This is a genomic window from Plantibacter sp. MCCC 1A11337 (genome assembly GCF_013349365.1).
In the GTDB taxonomy this organism is placed as follows: domain Bacteria; phylum Actinomycetota; class Actinomycetes; order Actinomycetales; family Microbacteriaceae; genus Plantibacter; species Plantibacter flavus_A.
Map to the genome: position 1 here is coordinate 819,356 of NZ_JABJWX010000001.1, position 24,318 is coordinate 843,673.

22 protein-coding genes and 1 riboswitch are annotated in these 24,318 nt (G+C 69.3%); of the genes, 13 read left to right on the forward strand and 9 right to left on the reverse strand.

The genetic code is table 11. The features are described from left to right. Nucleotides 1–14: 14 nt before the first annotated feature. The 3 genes from gcvP to gcvT are packed head-to-tail and all read right to left on the reverse strand — an operon-like array spanning nucleotide 15 to nucleotide 4,438. Nucleotides 15–2,936 carry an aminomethyl-transferring glycine dehydrogenase gene (gene gcvP, locus HOW07_RS03775; protein WP_175116126.1) on the reverse strand — a complete coding sequence of 974 codons (2,922 nt, stop codon included), beginning with the start codon at nucleotides 2,934–2,936 and terminating at the stop codon, nucleotides 15–17. Beyond that, on the reverse strand, nucleotides 2,936–3,310 hold the full coding sequence (gene gcvH / locus HOW07_RS03780; RefSeq protein ID WP_064296422.1) for a glycine cleavage system protein GcvH: 375 nt from the start codon (nucleotides 3,308–3,310) through the stop codon (nucleotides 2,936–2,938). Before gcvH ends, gcvP begins: the two co-directional genes overlap by 1 nt. A 3-nt stretch (nucleotides 3,311–3,313) precedes the next feature. After that, nucleotides 3,314–4,438, reverse strand: a complete 1,125-nt coding sequence (gcvT, locus tag HOW07_RS03785; protein WP_175116127.1) for a glycine cleavage system aminomethyltransferase GcvT — start codon at nucleotides 4,436–4,438, stop codon at nucleotides 3,314–3,316. Between the two features lie 161 nt (nucleotides 4,439–4,599). Further along, a riboswitch (glycine riboswitch) is annotated at nucleotides 4,600–4,685 on the reverse strand. A gap of 151 nt (nucleotides 4,686–4,836) precedes the next feature. Between gcvT and HOW07_RS03790 the strand changes: the two genes are divergently transcribed. The 7 genes from HOW07_RS03790 to HOW07_RS03820 all read left to right on the forward strand — a co-directional run bounded on the left by HOW07_RS03790 (nucleotide 4,837) and on the right by HOW07_RS03820 (nucleotide 11,183). Next, nucleotides 4,837–5,622: an NUDIX domain-containing protein gene (locus tag HOW07_RS03790; RefSeq protein ID WP_175116128.1), complete on the forward strand. Its 786-nt coding sequence runs from the start codon at nucleotides 4,837–4,839 to the stop codon at nucleotides 5,620–5,622. After that, entirely contained in the window at nucleotides 5,619–6,926 is a 1,308-nt protein-coding gene (gene nadA / locus HOW07_RS03795; RefSeq protein ID WP_175116129.1) for a quinolinate synthase NadA, read from the forward strand. The genes HOW07_RS03790 and nadA overlap by 4 nt, the downstream gene beginning before the upstream one ends. A 1-nt stretch (nucleotide 6,927) precedes the next feature. Continuing rightward, nucleotides 6,928–8,553, forward strand: coding sequence for an L-aspartate oxidase (nadB, locus tag HOW07_RS03800; RefSeq protein WP_175116130.1), 1,626 nt, complete (start codon nucleotides 6,928–6,930; stop codon nucleotides 8,551–8,553). Further along, the gene (nadC, locus tag HOW07_RS03805; protein ID WP_079002077.1) at nucleotides 8,547–9,398 is read left to right on the forward strand and encodes a carboxylating nicotinate-nucleotide diphosphorylase; all 852 of its coding nucleotides are present in this window, start codon (nucleotides 8,547–8,549) and stop codon (nucleotides 9,396–9,398) included. The genes nadB and nadC overlap by 7 nt, the downstream gene beginning before the upstream one ends. A gap of 1 nt (nucleotide 9,399) precedes the next feature. Continuing rightward, on the forward strand, nucleotides 9,400–10,542 hold the full coding sequence (locus HOW07_RS03810; protein WP_175116131.1) for a cysteine desulfurase family protein: 1,143 nt from the start codon (nucleotides 9,400–9,402) through the stop codon (nucleotides 10,540–10,542). 107 nt (nucleotides 10,543–10,649) lie between these two features. Next, a complete protein-coding gene (locus tag HOW07_RS03815) occupies nucleotides 10,650–10,850 on the forward strand; it encodes a hypothetical protein (protein ID WP_064296429.1) in 201 nt (66 codons plus the stop codon). Between the two features lie 117 nt (nucleotides 10,851–10,967). Further along, on the forward strand, nucleotides 10,968–11,183 hold the full coding sequence (locus tag HOW07_RS03820; protein WP_064296430.1) for a hypothetical protein: 216 nt from the start codon (nucleotides 10,968–10,970) through the stop codon (nucleotides 11,181–11,183). A gap of 100 nt (nucleotides 11,184–11,283) precedes the next feature. Here HOW07_RS03820 and HOW07_RS03825 read toward each other — a convergent pair whose 3' ends face one another. Beyond that, entirely contained in the window at nucleotides 11,284–12,939 is a 1,656-nt protein-coding gene (locus HOW07_RS03825) for an ABC-F family ATP-binding cassette domain-containing protein (RefSeq protein WP_175116132.1), read from the reverse strand. 210 nt (nucleotides 12,940–13,149) lie between these two features. On the opposite strand from HOW07_RS03825, the gene HOW07_RS03830 reads away from it, so the two are divergent. After that, the gene (locus HOW07_RS03830; protein ID WP_175116133.1) at nucleotides 13,150–14,379 is read left to right on the forward strand and encodes an ice-binding family protein; all 1,230 of its coding nucleotides are present in this window, start codon (nucleotides 13,150–13,152) and stop codon (nucleotides 14,377–14,379) included. Nucleotides 14,380–14,425: 46 nt separating this feature from the next. Further along, nucleotides 14,426–14,773 (forward strand): LysR family transcriptional regulator, encoded by a 348-nt coding sequence (locus HOW07_RS03835; RefSeq protein ID WP_071261055.1) that lies wholly within the window; start codon nucleotides 14,426–14,428, stop codon nucleotides 14,771–14,773. A gap of 13 nt (nucleotides 14,774–14,786) precedes the next feature. On the opposite strand, the gene HOW07_RS03840 is transcribed toward HOW07_RS03835, so the two are convergent. After that, a complete protein-coding gene (locus HOW07_RS03840) occupies nucleotides 14,787–15,956 on the reverse strand; it encodes a hypothetical protein (protein WP_175116134.1) in 1,170 nt (389 codons plus the stop codon). A gap of 136 nt (nucleotides 15,957–16,092) precedes the next feature. Here HOW07_RS03840 and HOW07_RS03845 point away from each other — a divergent pair, with 136 nt between their 5' ends. Further along, nucleotides 16,093–16,611 carry a hypothetical protein gene (locus tag HOW07_RS03845; protein ID WP_175116135.1) on the forward strand — a complete coding sequence of 173 codons (519 nt, stop codon included), beginning with the start codon at nucleotides 16,093–16,095 and terminating at the stop codon, nucleotides 16,609–16,611. A 29-nt stretch (nucleotides 16,612–16,640) separates the two neighbouring features. Then, nucleotides 16,641–16,946 carry a hypothetical protein gene (locus HOW07_RS03850; protein ID WP_064296435.1) on the forward strand — a complete coding sequence of 102 codons (306 nt, stop codon included), beginning with the start codon at nucleotides 16,641–16,643 and terminating at the stop codon, nucleotides 16,944–16,946. Between the two features lie 190 nt (nucleotides 16,947–17,136). Here HOW07_RS03850 and HOW07_RS03855 read toward each other — a convergent pair whose 3' ends face one another. Together HOW07_RS03855 and ychF are read right to left on the reverse strand one after the other, a co-directional pair. After that, the gene (locus HOW07_RS03855) at nucleotides 17,137–18,840 is read right to left on the reverse strand and encodes an AIPR family protein (protein ID WP_175116136.1); all 1,704 of its coding nucleotides are present in this window, start codon (nucleotides 18,838–18,840) and stop codon (nucleotides 17,137–17,139) included. Between the two features lie 120 nt (nucleotides 18,841–18,960). Beyond that, complete coding sequence (ychF, locus tag HOW07_RS03860; RefSeq protein ID WP_064296436.1) at nucleotides 18,961–20,034, reverse strand: redox-regulated ATPase YchF; 1,074 nt, start codon at nucleotides 20,032–20,034, stop codon at nucleotides 18,961–18,963. Between the two features lie 132 nt (nucleotides 20,035–20,166). On the opposite strand from ychF, the gene HOW07_RS03865 reads away from it, so the two are divergent. Both HOW07_RS03865 and rmuC read left to right on the forward strand, forming a co-directional pair. Beyond that, nucleotides 20,167–20,748, forward strand: a complete 582-nt coding sequence (locus HOW07_RS03865) for a 3'-5' exonuclease (protein WP_175116137.1) — start codon at nucleotides 20,167–20,169, stop codon at nucleotides 20,746–20,748. Nucleotides 20,749–20,806: 58 nt separating this feature from the next. Further along, on the forward strand, nucleotides 20,807–22,186 hold the full coding sequence (gene rmuC / locus HOW07_RS03870; protein WP_175116138.1) for a DNA recombination protein RmuC: 1,380 nt from the start codon (nucleotides 20,807–20,809) through the stop codon (nucleotides 22,184–22,186). 79 nt (nucleotides 22,187–22,265) lie between these two features. On the opposite strand, the gene glpX is transcribed toward rmuC, so the two are convergent. Together glpX and HOW07_RS03880 are read right to left on the reverse strand one after the other, a co-directional pair. Continuing rightward, complete coding sequence (glpX, locus tag HOW07_RS03875; protein WP_064296437.1) at nucleotides 22,266–23,264, reverse strand: class II fructose-bisphosphatase; 999 nt, start codon at nucleotides 23,262–23,264, stop codon at nucleotides 22,266–22,268. Nucleotides 23,265–23,314: 50 nt separating this feature from the next. Continuing rightward, nucleotides 23,315–24,310, reverse strand: coding sequence for a fructose-bisphosphatase class II (locus HOW07_RS03880; RefSeq protein WP_175116139.1), 996 nt, complete (start codon nucleotides 24,308–24,310; stop codon nucleotides 23,315–23,317). Nucleotides 24,311–24,318 lie beyond the last annotated feature (8 nt).

Sequence of the window (24,318 nt, forward strand, 5' to 3'; positions counted from 1 at the left end):
TGCTCATGGACCTGCTAGGCGAAGGCCTCGGGCGGCGGGCAGGCGCACACGAGGTTGCGGTCGCCGTACGCCTGGTCGATGCGACGCACCGGCGGCCAGTACTTCGTGCGCACGAGCGTGTGCACGGGGTAGACGGCGAGCTCGCGCGAATACGCGTGCGTCCACTCCCCCTCGATGACCGACTGGGCCGTGTGCGGCGCCCCGACGAGCGGGTTGTCGTCGGCAGGCCACTCGCCCGCGGCGACGGCGTCCGCTTCCGCCTTGATCGTGATCATCGCGTCGACGAAGCGGCCGACCTCCGTGAGGTCCTCGCTCTCGGTCGGCTCGACCATGAGCGTCCCCGCGACGGGGAACGACATCGTCGGCGCGTGGAAGCCGTAGTCGACGAGGCGCTTCGCCACGTCGTCGACGGAGATCCCGGTCGCCTCTTTGAGCGGACGGAGGTCGAGGATGCACTCGTGCGCCACGAGGTCGCTGTCGCCCGTGTACAGGACGGGATAGTGGTCGCGCAGTCGCGCAGCGATGTAGTTCGCCGCGAGCACCGCGGCCCCGGTCGCCTCGCGGAGCCCCTCCGAACCCATCATGCGGACGTAGGCCCACGAGATCGGGAGGATGCTGGGGCTGCCGTAGGGCGCCGCCGAGATCGGACCGCCGTCGTGCACGACCGTCCCGCCCCCGAGCAGTGGGTGCTCGGCGCGCTGCGCCAGCGGGTGACCGGGCAGGAACGGCGCGAGGTGCGCCTTCGCCGCGACCGGCCCGACACCGGGGCCGCCACCGCCGTGCGGGATGCAGAAGGTCTTGTGCAGGTTCAAGTGCGAGACGTCGCCGCCGAACTCCCCGAACCGCGCGTACCCGAGCAACGCGTTGAGGTTCGCACCGTCGACGTAGACCTGGCCGCCGGCGTCGTGCACGGCCTGGGTGATCGTCTTCACCTCGTGCTCGTACACGCCGTGGGTGGACGGGTAGGTGATCATGAGCGCGGCGAGGGACTCGGCGTTGGCCTCGATCTTCGCCCGGAGGTCGTCGAGGTCGACGTTGCCCTGCTCGTCGCACGCCACGACGACGACCCGCATGCCGGCGAGGACGGCCGAGGCCGCGTTCGTGCCGTGCGCGCTCGACGGGATGAGGCAGACCGTCCGCTGCTCGTCGCCGTTCGCGCGGTGGTAGCCGCGGATGGCGAGGAGACCGGCGAGCTCACCCTGGCTGCCGGCGTTCGGCTGGAGCGACACGGAGTCGTAACCGGTGACCTCGGCCAGCCAGGTCTCGAGCTGGTCGACGAGTTCGAGCGAGCCTGCGACATCCTCGCGCGGGGCGAACGGGTGCAGCCCGGCGAACTCGGGCCAGGTGACGGCCTCCATCTCGGTGGCGGCGTTGAGCTTCATCGTGCACGAACCGAGCGGGATCATCCCGCGGTCGAGCGCGTAGTCGCGGTCGGCCAGCTGCTTGAGGTACCGCATCATGGCGGTCTCCGAGTGGTGCGTATTGAACACCGGGTGCGTGAGGTACTCGGTCTCGCGGGCGAGCGCGGCCGGGTACTCCGACACGGCGCTCGGCCCGAACGCCGAGGCGGACGACCCTTCGTCGAAGACGTATGCCGACGGCTCTCCGACGGTGGCGGTCCCAGCGGTCGTGAGCACCTCGACGAGCGTCGGGACGACGCTCTCGACCGCGCTCACCTCGTCGAAGCTCATCGAGACGGTCGTCTCGTCGACGGCCCACAGCAGGAGGCCGCGGTCGTGCGCGCCCGCCACCACCGCCGCGCTGTCGGCGACCCGCACCTGCAGGGTGTCGAAGTAGTGCTCCGTGAGCACCTCGACACCCGCCGACTCCAGCAGACGGGCTGCACTCGCGGTGGTCGCGTGCACCGACTGTGCGATCCGCTTGAGCCCGCCGGGCCCGTGGTACACGGCGTACATCGCTGCCATGACGGCCAAGAGGACCTGGGCCGTGCAGATGTTGCTCGTGGCCTTCTCACGGCGGATGTGCTGCTCGCGCGTCTGCAGCGTGAGCCGGTACGCGGGGTGACCCGCCGCGTCCTGGCTGACGCCGACGAGGCGACCGGGCATCTGGCGTTCGAGGCCCTTGCGGACCGCGAGGTACCCTGCGTGCGGCCCGCCGAAGCCCATCGGCACACCGAAGCGCTGGCTCGTCCCGACCGCGATGTCCGCGCCGAGGGAACCGGGCGAGGAGATGAGCGTGAGGGCGAGGAGGTCGGCCGCGACGACCGACACGCCGCCGGCCGCCTTGACCGCCGCGAGGACCGCCGACGGATCCCAAACGAGCCCGGAGGCGCCGGGGTACTGCACGAAGACGCCGAACGCCGCCGGAAGGTCCTCGGGCGAGGTGGACGACAACGGCAGTTCGACGAGGTCGATGCCGACCGCTTCGGCGCGACTCCGGAGGAGCGCCTTCGTCTGCGGGTACGCGTCGGCGTCGACGATGAACGTCGCGTCGGCGAGCTTCGAGGCCCGGCGCGCGAGGAGCATGCCTTCGACCACCGCGGTGCTCTCGTCGAGCATCGAGGCGTTGGCCGTGTCGAGACCGGTGAGGTCCGCGACCATCGTCTGGAAGTTGATGAGCGCCTCGAGGCGGCCCTGCGAGATCTCGGGCTGGTACGGCGTGTAGGCCGTGTACCAGGAGGGGTTCTCGAGCACATTCCGCTTGATGACCGCCGGCGTGATCGTGTCGAAGTAGCCGAGACCGATGAGGCTCCGGTTCACCGTGTTGCGGCCGGCGAGCTCTCGGAGTTCGGCGAGCGCCGCCCGCTCGGTCGCGGCGTCGGGGATGCTCGACGAGGCGAGTTCGGCGGCAGTGATCGCGGACGGGACGGCCGCGGCGAGCAGGGCGTCGACGCTGTCGTATCCGACGGCGGCGAGCATCGTCGCCTGGGCTGCGGTGTCGGTTCCGATATGCCGTTCTGCGAAGCGGTCCGCCATCACTCGCCCACCAGCGCGGCGTAGTCGTCCCAGCTGAGGAGCGTGTCGGGCAGCGCGTCGTACCGGACGGAGACGAGCCAGCCGGCACCGAACGGGTCGCTATTGACGAGCGACGGGTCGTCGACGACGGCGTCGTTGGCCTCGACGACCTCGCCGTCGAGCGGGGCGAAGAGCTCGCCGACGGACTTCGTGGACTCGATCTCGCCGACCACGGTGCTGGCCGAGAGCGCCGCGCCGACGGCGGGGAGGTCCACGAAGACGACGTCACCGAGCTTCTCGGCGGCGTAGTCGGTGATCCCGATGACGGCGAGATCGCCCTCGACGCGGATCCACTCGTGCTCGGCGGTGTACTTGAGGGTGGTCTTGTCGGCCATGGGTTACTTCTCTCTCGAATAGAAGGGGAGCGTGGTGACGGTCGCGGGGATCCGCGTGCCGCGGACGTCGATGTCGAGCACGGTGCCCGGCTCGGCGTGGTCGGGGTGTACGTAGGCCATGGCGATCGGGTGCCCGAGGGTGGGCGACAGTGCCCCGCTCGTCACCTCGCCGACCGTCGTGTCGCCGGCGAGGACGCGGTAACCGGCACGACCGGCGCGACGCCCCTCGGAGACGAGGGCGACGAGGACCGGTGCGCCGTCCGCCGGGCCTGCCTCGACGGCTTCGCGTCCGACGAACGTGCCGTGCTTCCCGAGCGCGACGACCCGACCGAGTCCGGCCTGGACCGGCAGCATGTCCGGACCGAGCTCATGGCCGTAGAGCGGCATGCCGGCTTCGAGGCGGAGCGTGTCGCGACTGGCGAGGCCGGCGGGGACCAGCCCGAGCGGTGTCCCGGCGGCGACGATGGCGTTCCACAGCTCGACGGCATCGGCCGCGTCGACGTACAGCTCGAACCCGTCCTCGCCGGTGTAGCCGGTTCGCCCGATGAAGAGCGTGCCGTTCTCGAAGGAGGCACCGGTCGCGCGGTAGTACTTCACCTCGTCGAGGGAGGGCAGTTCATCGAGGATGTGGAGCCCCTCGGTCGCCTGGAGGATGGCACGGGAGGCGGGCCCCTGGACGGCGATGAGCGCGATCTCGTCGCTGCGGTCCATGACGACCACGTGCTCGAACGCCGCGGCGCGCTCGGTGAGCGCTGCGACGACGGCGTCGTGGTTGCCCGCGTTCGCGACGACGAGGTACTCGTGCTCGCCGTTGCGGTAGACGACGAGGTCGTCGACGATGCCGCCGGCCTCGTTCAGCAGCAGGGAGTACTTGGCCTGGAGCAGGTCGATGGCGGACAGCTTGCCCGCGAGCGCCTGGTCGAGGAAGTCGGCTGCGTCGTCGCCCACGACCTGGATCTCGGCCATGTGGGAGATGTCGAAGATGCCGGCGGCGGTGCGGACGGCGTGGTGCTCGGCGAGATCGCTCGAGTACCGCACGGGCATCTGCCATCCGGCGAAGTCCGTGAAACTCGCGCCGGCGGCTTCGTGGACGGCATGGAGCGGGCTGGTTCGTTCGAGGTCGGTCACGAGTTCTCCGGGGTCGCGTGGTGCGCTGCGGACACCTGACGGCGCCCGTTGGGAACTCCCCCTCTGTCATTGGCCTGAGAGCTTCACGAGTGCCGCTGCTGCGGACACTGCTTTCACCGTCGGCGAGCGCACCACGAACGTGCGCTGCTTTCCAGAGTGGCCAGTCCGATGCGGTACAGGACCTGAGAGATTGGCGGGGAGGCTTGCTCCTTCGGTGCCGGCGTACCGGCTCTCCCGCATCGTGTTTGCGGCCCGATGTTCGATTGAGCCGCCAGCATATCGCGAGTGGTCGCCTCGGCGCAGGACCTTGTTCGAGTCAGGTGTACACTAATCCTGTAGCGAGTACAGGTCATTTCCACCTGAAGTGCCGCCGGTGCTCCGGAATTCGGAGATCCCCCATGCAGCGACCGACGACTCCCGTGGAGCAGACGGACCCGCAGGTCGGCCTCGCGGTCTCGACCGTCATCTTCACGCTCCGGGCCGACGACGGGTTCGGCGCGACCGATCCGGCACCCGGCATCTGGCTCCCGCTCGTCCGGCGCATCCGTGAGCCCTACGACGGCCTCTGGGCGCTGCCGGGTGGCCCGCTCGGTGCCGCGGAATCGCTCGCGGACGCGGCCTCGTCGACCCTGGAGACGACCACCTCCCTCCGTCCGCGGTACCTCGAGCAGCTCTACGCGTTCGGCGACCTCGACCGTTCCCCCGCCGAGCGGGTCGTCTCGATCGTCTACTGGGCGCTCGTCGGGTCCGACGAAGCGAAGCGCACGCGGCTCGGCCAGAACGTCCGCTGGTTCCCGGCCGACGCACTCCCCCCGTTGGCGTTCGACCACCGCGACATCGTCGAGTACGCCCTGTGGCGGCTCCGCAACAAGCTGGAGTACAGCCACATCGCGCACGCCTTCCTCGGGGAGACCTTCACCCTCTCCGAACTCCGGGAGGTGCACGAGGCGGTGTTGCAGAAGCAACTCGACCCCGCGAACTTCCGACGCCAGGTCGAGTCCTCCGGTCTCGTCCTGCAGACCGACGAACTCCGTACCGGTGGGCGCCACCGCCCGGCGCGGCTCTACCGGTGGACCCAGCCCGTCAACCGACCGGAGACCCCGTCGCCCGGCCGGTCGACGAGCCGCAGGCCCACGACGTCCACCCCGACCACCACCCGTGAGCAGTCCGAGGAGCCAGCATGACCATCACCGCATCCGTCGACGACACCATCCAGCAGATCACCGAGGGTGTGTCCGACGGCGCGACCTGTGCGCCCGAACTCGCGGCCGGGCCCTGGGTGTTCGACCTGCAACCGCCGAGCTACGGCCCTGGCGCGTCGATGGGCGACGTCATCCCGACCGGTTCGCCTCGGCAAGGCCAGCTCCCGGCCGCCTACCGCGACGCCTCGAACGATGAGCTCCACCGCCGCATCGTGGCCGCGAAGCAGACGCTCGGAGACCGCGTCGTGATCCTCGGACACTTCTACCAGCGCGACGAGGTGGTCCAGCACGCCGACTACATCGGAGACTCCTTCCAGCTCGCGAACGCGGCCAAGGCCCGCACCGAGGCCGAGGCGATCGTGTTCTGCGGCGTGCACTTCATGGCCGAGACCGCCGACCTGCTGTCCGGTCCGGAGCAGGCCGTGATCCTCCCGAACCTCGCCGCCGGATGCTCGATGGCCGACATGGCGGACATCGACCAGGTCGAGGAGGCGTGGGAGGCCCTCGAGGCGCTCTACGGGACCGAACCGGACGCCGACGGCCGGGTACCGGTCATCCCCGTCACCTACATGAACTCCTCGGCGGCGCTCAAGGGCTTCTGCGGTCGGCACGGCGGGATCGTCTGCACGTCCAGCAACGCGGAGACGGTCCTGCGGTGGGCCTTCGAGCGGGGACAGCGGGTGCTGTTCTTCCCGGACCAGCACCTGGGTCGGAACACCGCCAAGAAGCTGGGGGTGCCACTCGAGCACATGCCGATGTGGAACCCGAACCGCCCGCTCGGCGGCAACGAGGCGACCGACCTGGAGCAGGCCGAGGTCATCCTGTGGCACGGCTTCTGCTCGGTGCACAAGCGGTTCACCGTCGATCAGATCGACCGCGCCCGGGCGCAGCACCCCGGCGTCCGGGTCATCGTGCACCCCGAGTGCCCGATGGCGGTCGTCGACGCGGCAGACGAAGCGGGGTCGACGGACTACATCCAGAAGGCCATCGCGGCGGCACCCGACGGCACCACGTTCGCGATCGGCACCGAGATCAACATGGTGCAGCGCCTCGCCGCGCAGTACCCGCAGCACACGATCTTCTGCCTCGACGACGTGATCTGCCCCTGCTCGACGATGTACCGCATCCACCCCGGCTACCTGGCCTGGGTGCTCGAGGGACTCGTCGCGGGCGAGGTGCTCAACCGCATCACCGTGTCCGACGACGTGGCCGTCCCGGCGCGGCTGTCGCTCGAGCGCATGCTCGCCGCGAAGCCGCCGGTCGCCACCGGAACCCAGGCCGGCTGACATGGCGACGGTGCTCGTGGTCGGGAGCGGGATCGCCGGTCTCGTGGCCGCGATCCACGCGAGCGAACGGCACGACGTGGTGGTCGTCACCAAGGACGTCCTCGGCCAGAGCAATACGCGCTATGCCCAGGGCGGGATCGCCGGGGTCATGTTCGACGACGACCGCGTCGAGGACCACGTCCGGGACACGCTGCTGGCCGGCGCGGGGCTGTGCGACGAGGAGGCCGTGCGGGTGCTCTGCACCGAGGGGCCCGAACGGATCCGCGAGCTCATCGCCTTCGGTGTGGCGTTCGACCGCGACGGCGACGCCTTCGCGAAGGGCCTCGAAGCGGCCCACTCCTACCCCCGGGTGCTGCACGCCGGCGGCGATGCGACCGGCGCGGCGATCGAGACGGCGCTCGTCGAGACGCTCGCAGCCCGGCGGGTCACCGTGCTGGAGCACACCGTCCTCGTCGACCTGGTGGTCACGGCAGGGACGGTCACCGGTGTGCACCTCCGGTCCTCCGAGCGCGGTGCGTTCACCGTCGACGCCGACCAGGTGATCCTCGCCACCGGCGGTGTCGGACAGCTCTACCCGTTCACGACCAACCCGGCGGTGGCGACCGGCGACGGCGCCGCTGCAGCACTCCGTGCCGGGGCGGTGCTGGCCGACGTGGAGTTCGTCCAGTTCCACCCGACCGCGCTCGCCGCACCCGGCAGTTTCCTCGTCTCCGAGGCCGTCCGCGGCGAGGGGGCCGTCCTCCGGGACGCGAACGGTGAACGCTTCATGCGTGCGCTCCACCCCGACGCCGAGCTGGCGCCCCGCGACGTGGTCGCCCGTGGGATCGCGCGGACCATGGCAGCGCAGGGTGGCGCGCCGGTGACGCTCGACGCCACCGCGCTCGGTGCGGACCGCCTCGCCGCGCGCTTCCCGGGGATCGACGAGCATCTCCGAGTCTCCGGCGTGGACTGGTCGCGCTCACCGGTCGCCGTCGCCCCGGCCGCACATTATTGGATGGGCGGCATCGCCACGGACCTCGACGGCCGGACAACCCTGCCCGGGCTCCTCGCCGTGGGCGAGGTCGCACGCACAGGCGTCCATGGTGCCAACCGCCTCGCCTCCAACTCGCTCCTCGAGGGTGCCGTCTTCGCGGCCCGCGCCGTCGCGGCGATCGATGCGGCACCGGGTCCGGTCGCCGGTCGCCCGAGGCTCGGCGGTCAGCGGGTCGTCCTGGATCCCCGCGCGGCCGAAGGCGACCCCGGGCTTCCGGCGGGTCCCGTCGAGCCCTTCAGCCGATCGGCGCTCCACACCGTGATGTGGCGGGACGCCGGGCTGGTCCGCGACACGTGTGGTCTCGAGCTCGCGCGCCGGACCCTGGACCGGTGGTCGACCGAACTCGACGACGTCATCACCACACCGCGGTCGGTCGCGGCCGCCGAGGACCGCAACCTCCTGCTGCTCGCCCGGGCCGTGGTCGCCGCCGCCCTCGCCCGCACCGAGTCGCGCGGTGCCCACGCCAGGGACGACCATCCCGGTGTCGATCCCGATCAGGCGTCGCCGATCGCGATCGTCCTCGCCACCTCGGCCGCCGCGTCCCAGCCCACCACCCACCCATCCGTGAACGGAACCGTGCTCGCACCATGCTGACCCCACACCTCATCGACACCACCGTCACCGCGGCCCTCGTCGAGGACGCCCCGTGGGGTGACCTCACGGCGGCGACCCTCATCCCGGAGGACGCCACGGCCTCGGCCTCCCTGGCCGCTCGAGAGGCGGGCGTCTTCAGCGGCTCGGCCGTCTTCGAAGCGGCGTTCCGACTGACCGACCCACGCATCACGGTCGCGTTCCTCGTCGCCGACGGCGAACGGTTCGCCGCGGGCGACACCATCGCCATGGTGTCGGGTCCGGCGCGTGCCGTCCTGACCGCCGAGCGCGTCGCCCTGAACTTCGTCCAGCGGATGAGCGGCATCGCGACCATCACCGCGGCCTACGTCGACGCCGTGTCGGACACCCGCGCCCGCATCGTCGACACCCGGAAGACGACCCCGGGCCTGCGCGTCTTCGAGCGCCATGCGGTGCGATCGGGCGGCGGACACAACCACCGCCATTCGCTCTCCGACGCCGTCATGGTCAAGGACAACCATCTGGCGGTCCTCCTCGAGCGTGGGCTGACGGTCACCGAGGCGCTGCTGCGGGCCCGCGAGGAGCTCCCGCACACGACGACCATCGAGGTCGAGGTCGACCGCCTGGACCAGATCGAGGCGGTACTCGCGGCGGGCGTCGACACGATCATGCTCGACAACTTCACCGTCGACGAGCTCCGCGAGGGCGTCGCGCTGATCGCCGGCCGCGCCATCGTGGAGGCGAGCGGGAACGTGACGCTGTCGACGGTGCGGGCCATCGCGGAGACCGGAGTGGACGTCATCTCCTCCGGTGCCCTCACGCACAGTGTCCGCTCCCTCGACCTCGGACTCGACGTCTCGGTCGACTGAGATGCTCTACCTCGACAACGCGGCGACGACGCCGGTGCGCCCCGAGGTGCTCGAGGCGATGTGGCCGTACCTGACGAGCACCTTCGGCAACCCGTCGAGCCATCACACCGTCGGCGAGGCGGCGGCCGGAGCGTTACGGGACGCCCGGCGACGCGTCGCGACCGTGCTGGGCGTCCGACCTGGCGACGTGGTGTTCACCTCGGGCGGCACCGAAGCGGACAACCTCGCGGTCAAGGGCATCACTCTGGCGGCCCTCGATCGCGGACGCCATGTCGTCACCTCGCCGATCGAGCACGAGGCGGTCGCGGAATCGGTCGCGTACCTCACGCGGTTCCACGGGGTCGAGGCCACCGTGCTCCCGGTGGACGGGACCGGCCTGGTCGACCCGGCAGAACTCGCCGCGGCACTCCGGCCGGACACGGTGCTCGTCTCGCTGATGGCGGCCAACAACGAGATCGGCACGGTCCAGGACCTGTCGGCGCTCGGAGCCGTCACGCGCGCCGCAGGCGTCCCGTTCCACACCGACGCCGTGCAGGCGGCAGGGTGGCTTCCCCTCGGACTCGACCGCCTCGGCGTGGACGCGCTGAGCCTCGCCGGCCACAAGCTCGGCGCTCCGAAGGGCGTCGGACTGCTCGCCGTTCGCGGGTCACTGCCCCTGGAACCGCTCCTCCACGGCGGCGGGCAGGAACGCGGGCGCCGGAGCGGGACCGAACAGGTGGCCGCCGCCGTCGGGCTCGCGACGGCGCTGGAGCTCGCCGAGCGTGATCGGGTGGAAGCGGTCGACCGTGTCAGTGGGTTGCGTGACGAGTTCATCGCGAGGGTCCTGAACGAGGTCCCGCGCGCTCGGTTGACGGGCCACCCCGAACGACGGCTGCCGGGTATCGCGTCGTTCGTGTTCCCCGGGACCTCGGGCGAGGCGGTCCTCCTCGAACTCGAACGGCGCGGCGTCGTCTCCTCGAGCGGCTCCGCGTGCGCCGCCGGCAGCGACGAGCCGTCGCCGGTCCTCCTTGCGATCGGCATCGCTCCGGAGGTCGCGCAGACCGCTGTGCGCTTCAGTTGGACCGCCGCCGTCACCGCGGCCGATCTGGACCGGACGGCGAGCGCCGTCGTCGCCTCGGTGGAGGCCGTCGTGGGTCTCCGCTGAACCCCACGACGACCGACCGGACGAGTCGGCCGCGCGCTCGGTGGCGGGTGTCCGATGCCGGGTGTCTGGCGGTGCCCACCGACGGAGGCTGGGCTACGGTGGGATCCATGAGCACCGAGCAGGACGCGGCAGACCGCGCACGACGTCGGCACGACAATGAGGACGCTGACGCCGTCACCCGGTTCCTCGCCGAGCGAGACCCGGAGTACGACCTCCACACGGAGCGTCTGGTCGACCCCGAGGAGGTCATCCTCAAGGACTGGCTGCCGCACGCGACCCCGACCGACGGTGGCGCCCCAGCCCCCTGAACGGGCCGTCGCACGCTCTAGCCGCCGATGCAGCGGAACACAAGTGGTTGCCGCGCAGGCATCGGTCCGTGAGGCTGGAATCGTGACCGACAGTCGGGATCAGAGACGGAGTTGACGATGGGATTCCTGGACAACGCCAAGGACGCTGCTGAGGCGACGGGCAAGAAGATCGGCGAGGCCGTCGACGACACCAAGGAGCGCATCAGCGACAAGCTGGACGAGGCCAAGGCCGACGCCAAGGTGAAGCAGGCGGAGGCCGACGTGAAGAAGGCCGAGGCCGAGCGCGACACCACCGAGGCGAAGAACGACTACAAGGAGCAGCTGCGCGACTGACGCGCCCTCTGAACGACGAGGACCCCGCCTGGCGAACGCCGCGGGGTCCTCGCTCATGTCCGGCGAGGGTCTCCACCGACGGCCCGGATGACGATCGCCGCTAGCGCTCGGTGACCTGGCCGGCCTCGACGACCCACCGCCGTTCGATCCGGACGGTGTCGAGCATGCGGCGGTCGTGGGTGACGAGCAGGAGTGTCCCGTCGTAGCTCTCGAGCGCCTCCTCGAGCTGTTCGATGGCGGCGAGGTCGAGATGGTTCGTCGGCTCGTCCAAGACCAGCAGGTTGATCCCGGTGGCTTGGAGCACCGCGAGCCCGGCGCGGGTGCGCTCCCCCGGCGACAACTCGTCGACGGGCCGGTTCACGTGGTCGGTCTTCAACCCGAACTTCGCCAGCAGCGTCCTGACCTCTCCCGGACTGAGGTCGGGCACGATCGCCTCGAAACGGTCGGCGAGCGGCTCCGGGCCGACGAGCAGTGAGCGGGCCTGGTCGATCTCGCCGATCCGCACACTGGAGCCCAGACTCGCGCTGCCCGCATCAGGTTCGCGGCGACCGAGCAGCGTCGCGAGCAGGGTGGACTTGCCGGCGCCGTTGGGCCCCGTGATGCCGATGCGATCGCCCACGTTCACCTGGAGGGACAGGGGGCCGAGCTGGAAGTCGCCCTGCCGGACGACGGCCTCGGAGAGCGTGGCGACGACCGTGCTCGAGCGCGGTGCGCTGCCGATCGTGAACTGCAGCTGCCACTCCTTGCGCGGTTCCTCCACCTCGTCCAGCCGGGCGATGCGGCTCTCCATCTGCCGGACCTTCTGAGCCTGCTTCTCCGAGGACTCCGCCGAGGCCTTCCGCCGGATCTTGTCGTTGTCGGGTGCCTTCTTCATCGCGTTCCGCACGCCCTGGCTGGACCACTCCCGCTGCACCCGGGCACGACCGATGAGGTCGGCCTTCTTGTCGGCGAACTCGTCGTAGGCGTCGCGGGCGTGCCGCCTGGCGACCTCGCGCTCCTCGAGGTAGGCCTCGTATCCGCCCCCGAAGACGCGGTTGCTCTGCTGCGCGAGGTCGAGTTCGAGGACGCGCGTGACGCAGCGGGCGAGGAACTCACGGTCGTGGCTGACGAGCACCACACCCCCGCGCAATCCCTGCACGAAGCGTTCGAGCCGCTCCAGACCGTCGAGGTCGAGGTCGTTGGTCGGTTCGTCGAGGAGGACGATGTCGAATCGCGACAGCAGCAGCGCCGCCAGTCCGACGCGAGCGGCCTGCCCGCCCGACAGTGAGGTCATCATCGTGGTCGTGACATCCGCGTCGAGGTCCAGCCCGAGGTCGGCGAGGACCGCGGGGATCCGCTCCTCGAGATCGGCCGCCCCGCTCGCCAACCAGCGGTCGAGGGCGGCGGAGTAGACGTCCGCGGGGTCCGTGCCCGCCTGCGGGGGTTCGGCGAGCGCCGCGGCGGCCGCGTCCATCGCCTCGGTCGCCGCAGCACAGCCGGTGCGCCGGGCGATGTAGGCGGCGACGCTCTCGCCGACGACGCGCTCGTGTTCCTGCGGGAGCGCGCCCACGAAGGCGTCGGAGGGCGACAGCGTGATCGTGCCGGCCTGCGGTTCGAGCGAGCCGCCGAGGAGGTGCAGCAGCGTCGACTTCCCCGCGCCGTTCATCCCGACGACCCCGATGACGTCCCCCGGCGCCACCGTCAGGTCGAGGCCGTCGAAGAGCGTGCGGTGGCCGTGTCCTCCGGCCAGGCCTTGGGCCACGAGCGTTGCAGTCATGCTGCAATCGTCTCATTCGGAGCAGGCTTCGCCGAACGTTCATTCCGCGCCACGAGTCGGCGGAGTAGCGTATCGCACCGAGATAACGATTGGCTACGCCAGGAGCGCTAGCTGACCGCGCGACCCCCGAAAGTGGTACACAGGGAACAGTTGCGGTTGATGTCGCCATTCTCGTTGGCTTCGCGCCCCTCCCACATGGAAGGGGCCCTGATGCGCCTCGAACTCTCCCCACTCGACCACAGCGCCGGACCCCGTCGCACTCGCCCACGGCTCTTCGCCGCAGCGGCAGTCGTGACCGTCGGACTCCTGGCCATCGGTGCCGGACCGGCGAACGCCGCGACCACGATCGACGGCCCGATCAACCTGGGCACGGCAGCCAAGTACGGCGTGCTCGCAGGGTCGACCGTCACCAACACCGACTCCCCGACCACGATCAACGGCGACCTCGGGCTGAGCCCGGGGAGCGCCGTGACCAATTTCCCGCCAGGCATCGTCAACGGCGTCCAGGATGTGACCAACGAGGTCGCCGCCACCGCCAAGAACGACCTCCTCATCGCGATGGGTACCGCCTCCAGTCTCACGCCGGCCCCGCAGCAGGTCGGTGACCTCACCGGCCTCAACCTCGAGCCCGGCGTCTATGCAGGTGGGGAGATCTCCCTCACCGGCAATGTGACGCTCACCGGCGCTGCAGAGTCCGTCTGGGTCTTCCAGGCCGCGAGCACGCTGGACACCGCCGTCGGCTCCTCGGTCACCCTCGTCGGCGGCGCGAGTGCTTGCAACGTGTTCTGGCGCGTGGGCAGCTCGGCCACGCTCCGCGGAGGCGCGCCCTTCGTCGGCACGATCCTCGCCGACGCGTCCATCTCCACACAATCGGGCACGGTCGTCGAGGGTCGCCTGCTCGCATCCACGGGCGCTGTGACGCTCGACAACACGGTCATCACTCGTCCTGCAGGCTGCGACGACGGCAGCGGCTCCGTCGTGACGACGAGCCCGGAGGTCACCTCCGCTCCGCTCCCCGGCGGCACCGTCGGCACGACGTACGACAGCACGGTCACCTCGACCGGCAGCCCCGACGCGACGTACACCGTCACCTCGGGTGCCCTGCCCCCGGGACTCGTCCTCGACGGTGTGACCGGTGGCGTGACCGGTACGCCGACGACGCCCGGGACCTACACGGTGACCATCACCGCGAGTAACGGCACCGCACCCGACGACTCCATCGAATCGACGATCGTCATCACGGAGGCCGTCCCGCCGGGCACTCCGCAGGTCCCCGGTCAGCCGGCGGTTCCGGCCGGAGACATCACGAGGCTCCCCGACACCGGGTTCCAGGGATCCACGCTCGCGATCGTGGCCGGCTCTCTGCTCGGCCTCGGCTTGCTCGCGGGTGTCGCCTCGGTGATCGTGCGACGTCGTCGACGCGACCAGCTGGGTGGCTGACGCGACACTGGTCGGCAGCCTGACGCCGTGACCGTAGGCTGAGGGCATGGACCACAAGCAGCTGCGCTCCTTCGTCGCCTCCGCGGAGACCCTCCACTTCGCGAAGGCGGCCAAGGCGCTCGGTGTGCCGAGGAGCACCGTCGTCGCCGACGTCCGGAGGCTCGAGGAGAGCGTCGGAGCGGAACTGTTCGCCCGTGACGTGGAGTCCACGCAGCTGACGGACGCCGGCTACGCGTTCCTCATCGAGGCGCGTCGCCAGCTCGACGCCTCTGCGGCAGCGGCAGCGAAGTCGGCTCCCGCGCCGGGTGGCAAGGCCAAGGCGAACAAGGGCAAGGGTCGCGCGCCCAAGGTCAAGGGCGAGCCGCTCCCGTACAAGAAGCGCCAGGGTCGCTGAGCCGCACGCGCCGTCAGCGGTCCTGCGTCTCCGACGCGGACTCGACGACCCGCACCGACTCGCCTCGCCGCTCTGCCTCGGCCCTGGCCGTCCGCGCGATCGACACGAGCGTCTCGACGGGGGTCGGCGCAGCCGAATCCACCGCGACGCCGACGTCGGCAGCGCCGGCGAAGCCGTCGAGCTGCTGCGTCACGGCCTCCCGGTAGCCGGCGGCGATCGGCGCCGCGAGGTCGTGCAGACCCGAGAGGCCGGTCGGCCCCGGTTCGACCGACGTGGCCACGAGGATCGTCCCGCTCCACACGCGGGTGCAGACGGACCCGGCCGGCAACGCACGGAAGACCGCGGCGGCGAGCAGCGCCTCCAGCTCCCCCGCCGTCGCCATCCCGTAGGCGCGGCGGAGGTCGCCGTAGCCGTCGATGGCCACGACGAGGATCGCGAGGCGACGATCGGACTGTTGCCCGTCGCGGAGTCGGGTCGCCTCGGCGATGAACGCGCGGCGCCCCACCGCGCGGACGCCCACCCGCTCCGAGGAGAGGCGCTGCTTGCGCTCCCAGGAGCGCAGGAGGACGAGGCCGACGGCGACCGCGACGACGAACACGAGGTTCATGTAGGTCACGATGGGCGTGCTGAACAGCCGCTCGAAGATCTCCGAGTGAGGACCCGCCGCGAGGTAGACCGCGAGGCGCACGGCGGTGAACACCGCGTGCAGGAGCATGACGACGACGAGCACCAGCGACGCCGGCGCCGTCCGCATGCGCCCCCGCCGTGCCTCGTACGCGACGAGCAGCGACAGCATGATGAGCGAGATGAGCCGGGCGATGGTACCGGCCCACTCCGGGTCGTCGGTGGGGTCGAGGACGGCGGAGATCGCCGTCACCCCGACGAAGAGGGTGCCGAACAGCACGAGGCTGCGTCGACCGTTGAACAGCCGGCACCCGACCCACAGGGCGGCGATCGAGGCGACCATGGCGGCGTTGGCGACGGCGACGATCCACACCGAGTCGCCGTTGAGCGTGGCGGCGAGATAGCTGACCGCCGAGAGGAGGGTGGTGGCGAATCCGGACATCCAGGCCGCCAGGTGGCGCCCGGCGAGGGTTCGCGCGCTGTCGAGTCCGTAGAAGATCCCGCACGCGGCGCAGACGATCACCGCCACCACCAGCATGCTCGCCAGATCGATCGTCACCCGGTGCCTCCCCCAGGCGCCCGTTCGGGTGGCGCCTCATCGAGCGTACCGCCGGAGCACGACCCCGCTGGCGGCTGGGGGCGTCGGAACCACCAGGGTGCTGAACGACGGTGACCCACTGTGCCACCATCGACCCATGCGCGAATCGCCCGATCGACCCGTCGCCGTCCGCGCGACGGCGTTTCGTGGCACGTCGAGATGGCGCCGACGTCCACTGCGGTTCATCGGCTACGACGCCCTCCTGCCGGACGGTTCCGTCAGGTTCGACGTGGATCTCGCTGCAGCCATGCCGGCTCACCCGGCGGATGCCTCGACCCGCGAGACGAACGTCCACAACCGCTGCCCCGAGGTCGGTGCAGGTCCGTGGGTCGACGGGTTCGGGCGTGCCGTCGACGGGCCAAACGACGGCGGACCGCCGCTGAGCGCACGCCGCCGCGCGCGCCCGCGACCCACCGATCTGCCCGACCGCCGCCCATCGGCGAAGGCCGGGAGACGCTGGCGCACCGGGTTCTGCGTGGCAGCGCTCGGCCTCGGTGCCCTGCTCGTCATCGGCCCGCTCCGTGACACCCCTCTGGGCTTCCTCGGGGCGGTCAGCGCCCTCGCCGGGGTCGCCGCCCTCGCCGGCTTGCTCCCTCGCACCAGAGGGTGGTGGTGACGGTGCGCTACGTCGACCATGAACCTGGAATGTGGTTCCTCGTCGAGCAGGAGGGTTCGCTCTACCTCCACGCGAGATACAGCTACAGCGCCCTCATCGACGATTCCGCGCTCATCCGACTGAACGACACCGAGCTCGCCGCCTACCTCGCGGGCGACCACGATGTCCTGTCGGATCTCGCGACGCGTGTCCACAACAGCGCGCCCTATCGAGCTGAGTCGAAGTTCTTCAGCAGGGATCTGTACCGCAGCGCAGACGGCCCGCAGTATCGCAAAGCCGTCTCAGCGGCGATCGCCGATCACACGTGGATCGCGGAACAGCGGCGGAAGCGGTGACCACCACCGAGCGTGCTCGTTCCGTCAGCTTTGGCACTCGTGAATAACGGAACGTGCGCCTTCGGCGTGCTAGACATTGAAGCACGATTAAATGACGCTACGCCACGGCCAGGTATAGGAAACCATGCGAAGTGATGCACGCGTCGGCCGCCAAGCCGCTCCGCTGCATAGGGACGACCAGCTCGGCCCCCTAGTTTCCACGTGCAGAAGAGCGTCGGCGGCGGCGCGAGGACGCGAGATAACGCGCCATGTGTTCACGGATGGACTGCGTGGCGCGAACGTCCTTCGAAACCTTGTCGAAAACCACCTCCCGGGTCGCTGTCGCAGTAACAGCAAAGCCTCTCTGAACAACGCCGAGGAGGTCCGCGAGTAGCTCTCGCGACGGAACCTCATCGATCGAGGCGAGATCCTTCGCGTTTGGCTCATTCTTCCGCGTCATCGCGACTGTGGCCGCCATCGCCAGGTGGAAAACGAAGTCCTCCACCTGGCCCTCGGTATTTCGATTCTCACGTAAGAAGCTCTCAGCCGCTCTCACGATCCTGATCGCGGCGTAGTAGGTCGCCATTGGAGTAGACCCACCGAAGACTACATCGTAGATTTCGTTCTGAAAGATCCGAGAGACCTCGCCGCGCGAAACGTGCGGGGCCTGGACCAGAGTAGCCAGGACCGCTTGACCCATCTGGTCAATTGACACAAGCTCCTTCAAAGGAATCTGGCGATTATAGTAGTAATTTTTGCGGCGCTCATAGTAGAGACCCTTGATCTTAAGGAACTCTTCGATCTCTCGCTGCACGCGGTCAGTCGCTCGCAAGGAACTCAGTCCAAGAATTGTCTGACTGTTAGTTGCGCGAATGATTCGATCTTTTACATTATCGTCATCGGCCTGGATAATTTTGACGAGTACGCCGCGATCCTCAGAATGCTCACTGGAGGAGCCTTGCTTATAAATCTCGTGGGAAGTCTGGAGCCCGTTCACGATTTGCGGAGAGTCCAAGTGCAGAAGCTTCCCTGCAGGCTGAACACGGTCAGCCACAATGGTCACGCCATTATTGAGCCACCAGAAGTCAACGTCACTGTCCTGCTTACTGAGTGTCTCCTGGATACTCTTGTTCACGCCGGACTCACTATCGTAATCACGAACGTTGGCGTCGAAAAGCGTTGCATCCAACTTACCGGTATCGTCCGTGATGAACCTCTGGTAGTCGTAGAGTTTTACCAATCCTACGTAACCACCTGACATGTCCGTGGAGATTGGATTTTCCGCCAGCGTAAGCTCCGCCTTCACCGGTGGCTTATCTCGTGCCAGGTTAGCAATACTTGCCGCATCGAGAAGCTGAACGGCGGGTTCGCAATTTCCGAAGCACTGCTTTAGGGTCTGCTCGAGCTGGTCCGCTTTTGCCCGAACGTTTTCATGCATTTGTTCAGATTTCAAGGCCGCGAATGCCACAAAGATTCGAAGACGCGGAATGTCCATCGCACGATAAGTCTCTAGGAACCTGCGCGTGATCTCGATTATTCGAGAGTTGAACTGTTTGGCGAGGACACTTTCATCGCGCGCAAAATCTAGAAGCCTAGGAAGGTGAACGATTAGTTTATCGATCGCACTTTCGCCGAAGCCGCGCGTATTTTTGACCTGAATTAGCACCAAATCCAACTGAGGGTTTCGACCGAGCGCGGCCACGTTCACATCGTCGCGAAGGTAGTAGCCATTCGCAAACATATGAATCGCATCCAACCCACCGTCGCGCGTTCCGTCGACAATCCCAGATAATACGTCGTCGTGACTAGGACGGTACTTATTCAAATAGTGGTAGGAGACGAAATACGCTTCCTGTTCAGCGGCATTATAGCCGTCGGTTTCCCGCCGCGACCTTTCGACCATGTCCTCAAGCAAGACAACATCGTTTGCCCCCATTCGTGACCCCCCTTGGTCCTCACCCTTTATTACGAGCCCGCCCCGCGATCAACTTACCGCGTACCTAACGACTTTCCGTTGATGCCGCAGTGATGGGACCTACACGTTGAAGCGGAACTCCACGACGTCGCCGTCCTGCATGACGTAGTCCTTGCCCTCCATGCGGGCCTTGCCCTTGGAGCGGGCCTCGGCGACGGAGCCGGTCTCGACGAGGTCGTCGAAGGAGATGACCTCGGCCTTGATGAAGCCCTTCTCGAAGTCCGTGTGGATGACGCCGGCCGCCTGGGGCGCCTTGGCACCCTGCGGGATCGTCCACGCGCGCGACTCCTTCGGGCCCGCCGTGAGGTAGGTCTGCAGGCCGAGCGTCGCGAAACCGATGCGTGCGAGCTGATCGAGGCCGGACTCGGTCTGGCCGGTCGACTCGAGCATCTCGCGGGCGTCGTCCTCGTCGAGGTCGACGAGCTCCGACTCGAGCTTCGCATCGAGGAAGACGGCCTTCGCCGGCGCCACGAGCGCGGCCAGCTCGTCGAGCTTCGCCTGGTCCTGGAGGACCTCCTCGTCGACGTTGAAGACGTAGATGAACGGCTTGGCCGTGAGGAGACCGAGCTCCTTGATGGGCGCGAGGTCGATCTTCGTCGCCGAGAGCGGGGTGCCGGCGTTCAGCGCGTCCTGCGCCTCCTTCGCCGCCGCGAGGACGGAGGGGTCGAGCTTCTTGCCCTTGACCTCCTTCTCGAACCGGGTGACCGCCTTCTCGAGCGTCTCGAGGTCGGCGAGGATGAGCTCGGTGTTGATGGTCTCCATGTCGGAGGCCGGGTTCACGTCGCCGTCGACGTGCACGACGTCGGGGTCGGCGAAGCCGCGCACGACCTGCGCGATGGCGTCGGCCTCGCGGATGTTTGCGAGGAACTTGTTGCCGAGCCCCTCCCCCTCGCTCGCGCCCTTGACGATGCCGGCGATGTCGACGAAGGACACCGCGGCGGGCAGGATGCGCTCGCTGCCGAAGATCTCCGCGAGCTTGCCGAGCCGGGCGTCGGGCAGTTCGACCACGCCGACGTTCGGCTCGATCGTCGCGAACGGATAGTTCGCTGCGAGCACGTTGTTGCGCGTGAGCGCGTTGAACAGGGTGGACTTGCCGACGTTGGGCAGGCCGACGATGCCGAGAGTAAGAGCCACGAGGGTCTATCGTACTTGGCCGCGCGTCCCCGTGGGTCGCACCTCCACTCAGGGCACGGATCGACACGGTCGATCGAGCGGCATGCGGCGTGCCACCCGGGCGGTGTCGGACGCTGGTGCGAGGGTGAGGACGTGCCACTGGATTTCACCGCCATCGACTTCGAGACCGCGAACTCGTCACCCGCCTCCGCCTGCAGCGTGGGCCTCGTCAGGGTCCGAGACGGCATCGTCGTCGACCGCGCGGGCTGGCTCATCCAGCCCCCCGCCGGACACGATGCGTTCCTCGAGTGGAACACGCGCATCCACGGGATCGTCGCGACCGACGTCCTCGGTGCGCCCGGTTGGGCGGACCAGCTCGACACCCTCCTCGACTTCGCCCAGGGTGACGCGCTCGTCGCACACAACGCCGGCTTCGACATGGGCGTCATCCGCGGTGGGTGCGCAGCCACCGGCCTCGACTGCCCCGACCTCAGCTACCTGTGCAGCCTCAACGTCGCCCGCAAGACGTATCAGCTCGACTCCTACCGGCTCCCCGTGGCCGCCCTCGCCGCCGGGTTCGACGACTTCCAGCACCACGACGCCACCGGCGACGCCGAGGCCTCCGCGCACATCATCATCCACGCCGCCGCCCGCCACGGCGCTTCCTCGATCGCCGAACTCGCGCAGCTCACGAGCGTCAAGATCGGCCGGATCGGGACGGCCGTCGCCGCCTGAGCCCACGGTCGCCGCGCGGCCTCCGAGCGATGTCGGCGGCCCGCGACACACTGAGGGCATGGACAGCGCACTCGCCCTCGGGATCGGCCTCCTCATCGGACTCGTCATCGGCGCAGCCGTGGCGGTCCTCCTGCTGCAGCGGCGCACCGGCACGGGATCGGTCGACCCGGCGCTGCTCGAGGCCAGGCACACCGCCCAGCTCGCCGACCTCCGTGGCCAGCAGGCGCAGCTCCTCGCCGACGCCTCCGCGAAGGAGGCGGAACTCCGCGCCGCACTGCGCGCCGAACTCGCCGCCCTCGACGCCACAGCCGACGGTCTCGGGCGTGAGCTGAACGCCCAGCGCGAGCAGTACCGCGAGCTCGCCGAACGCCACCGCGCCGACGCCGAACGACGATCGCGCCAGGAACACGAGGAGAGTCAGGTCCTGCAGGCCCTCGCGCCCGTGCAGCACAGCCTCGAACACATGCAGGCGAAGGTCGCGGAACTCGAGCAGCAGCGCAGCCGACAGCACGGCGAGCTCGCACAACAACTGAAGACGGCTTCGGAGTCCGAGGAACGCCTGCGGTCCACGACGGAGTCGCTCGCCTCGGCGCTCCGGAACAACGCGACCCGCGGCGTCTGGGGTGAGACCCAGCTCCGCAACGTCGTCGAAGCCGCGGGCCTCACGCAGCGCGTCGACTTCGACCTGCAGTCGAGCATCACCTCCGACAACGGCGTCGGCCGACCCGACATGGTCGTGCGGCTCCCCGGCGGCAAGTCGATCGCGGTCGACGCGAAGGTGCCGTTCGCGCAGTACCTCGAAGCCAGCACCATCCCCGTCACCGCGACGGGCGAGGAGGCCGCGCGACGCACCGCCCTCCTCGCGCAGCACGTGAAGGCCGTGCGGTCGCACGTGGACGCCCTCGCGGCGAAGGGGTACTGGCGCGGCCTCGAGTCGAGCCCGGAGTTCGTCATCTGCTTCATCCCGAGCGAGTCGCTCCTCGCCGCAGCGCTCGAGGCCGACGCGAGCCTGCTCGACTACGCCTTCGGCAAACGGGTCGCCCTCGCCTCCCCCGTCAACCTGTGGGCGGTCCTCAAGACGGTCGCGTTCACCTGGCAGCAGGACGTCCTCACCGAGGACGCGAAGCGACTGTTCGACCTCGGCAAGGAGCTCTACCAGCGGCTCTCGACGCTGTCGGACCACGCCGACCGCCTGCGCCGTTCGATCGAGAGCACGGTCACCAACTACAACCAGTTCGCCTCGTCGTTCGAGACCCGCGTGCTCGTCACGGCGCGCAAGCTCGACGCCCTCGACGAGGCGACGGTCATCGGTCAGGTGAGCCAAAGCGACGCCTCACCGAAGCGCCTCACCGCACCGGAGGCGCAGCCCTCGCCGGAGCCGTCCGATGCCGAGCCGAGCGAGCTCGAGGCCCGGCTCGCGCACCGGCTTCAGGACTGACCGGCGCGAACGCCGCACGACGAAGCGCCCGGCACCACCGTGAGGTGGAACCGGGCGCTTCGCGCTGCTGGAGGAGCGGCTACAGCCACTTCGCAGCGAGGTGGTCCGCCTCGACACGACGGATGGTGCCGGAACGCGACCGCAGCACGAGGCTCTCGGTGCGAATGATCGGACCCTTGCGCTGCACGCCGTCGACGAGTTCACCGTGGGTGACGCCCGTCGCGACGAAGTACGTGTTGTCGCCGCGGACGAGGTCGTTCGCGCCGAGGACACGGTCGAGGTCGTGACCGGCCGCGAGCGCACGCTCGCGTTCGGCGTCGTCCTTCGGCATGAGCTTGCCCTGGATGAGGCCACCGAGCGCCTTCACGGCACACGCGGTGATGATGCCCTCGGGCGTGCCGCCGATGCCGACGCACATGTCGATCCGTGAGTCGTAGCGCGCGGCGTTGATGCCACCCGCGACGTCGCCGTCGAGCAGCAGACGCGTTCCAGCTCCGGCCGCGCGGATCTCCTCGATGAGCTGCGCGTGGCGCGGTCGGTCGAGGACGGCGACGCGGATGTCCTCGGGCTGCTTGCCCTTGGCCTTTGCGAGCTCGCGGATGTTGTCGCCGATGGACTGGCTGATGTCGACGACACCGATGCCGTCGGCGCCGGTGACGATCTTGTCCATGTAGAACACCGCGGACGGGTCGAACATGCTGCCACGGTCGGACACGGCGATGACGGAGAGGGCGTTCTGCCGGCCGGCGGCGGTGAGGCTCGTGCCGTCGATCGGGTCGACCGCGATGTCGCAGGACGGGCCGCGGCCGTTGCCGACGTGCTCGCCGTTGAAGAGCATGGGCGCTTCGTCCTTCTCGCCCTCGCCGATGACGACCACGCCGTCGAAGTTGACGGTGCCGAGGAAGGCGCGCATGGCGTCGACCGCCGCACCGTCGGCGGCGTTCTTGTCGCCTCGCCCGATGAACGGCGCCGCCCGGATCGCGGCGGCCTCCGTCGCTCTCACGAGCTCCATGGCGAGGTTGCGGTCGGGCTGCAGATAGTGGGAGCCGGTTTCAGGCTGGGTCACTGGATCCTCCATGGATCGCTCGCCTCGTGGGACACGACGCTTCGGTGGATGAGGGTTTCAGCCTATCGAACCGGGCCGGGAAGGCCGCCGAGTGCGTCTCGATCGAGGCGCTTCCGTGACCTCGTCAGCGGGCTCCCGGGACCGACGACGACGGACTCGACCGTGACACCGTCGTCAGCGCCGGCCCGGACTCCGGCGAGTTCGGCTCCGGCGGCGAGCGCGGTCGACGTGACGGCGCTGAGCAGCAGCCAGGCGTCGTCGCGGCAGAGTTCGTCGAGCGGGACCTCGCGTTCGAGATCGGTCCCTGCCTCGATAAGCCGCGCCCGTTCCTCCGGCGACTGCGGTGCGAAGCGCGCCGTCATCCAGCCATCGAGGGCCCGGACCGCGGCAGCCGTGAGGATGCCCTCCGGGGCCCCGCCCACGCCGAGGAGCAGATCGAGGTCGCCGTCGGCGGCCGCGGCCCGCAGTGACAGGGCGACGTCGCCATCCGTGAAGCTCACGAGCTCGGCACCGGCGGCGGTCACGGCCTGGGCGGTCGCCGCGTTCCTAGGACGGTCCTGGACCGCGACGCGCAGCTGCTCGACCGGCCGCCCCAGCCGCGCGGCGAGCCGGTCGAGGGTCACCGCGATCGGGTCGCCGAGCGACAGCTCGCGTCCCGCACCAGCCGCGACGAGCTTCTCGAGGTAGTACGCCGGGCCGATGTCGAACATCGCACCGCGCGGGGCGATGGCGATCACGGCGACGGAGTCCGGCTTCCCGGTGGCCGCGAGCTTGGTGCCGTCCACGGGGTCGACGGCGAGGTCGATCGCCGGCCCCGCACCCGTGCCGAAGCGTTCGCCCACGAAGAGCATGGGCGCCTGGTCCTTCTCGCCCTCCCCCACGACGACGCGCCCGTCGACCGGGAGCGATTCGAGCGCCCGGCGGAGCGCGTCGACGGCGACCCCGTCGATCCGCATGCCGTCGCCGCCACCCACGAGACCCGCGACGGCGGCAGCGGCGGCCCGCGTGGCGTCGAGGAAGCCGTCGAGGAGGTCGGTGTCCGGGGCGCGCTCGATCATGTCCCCAT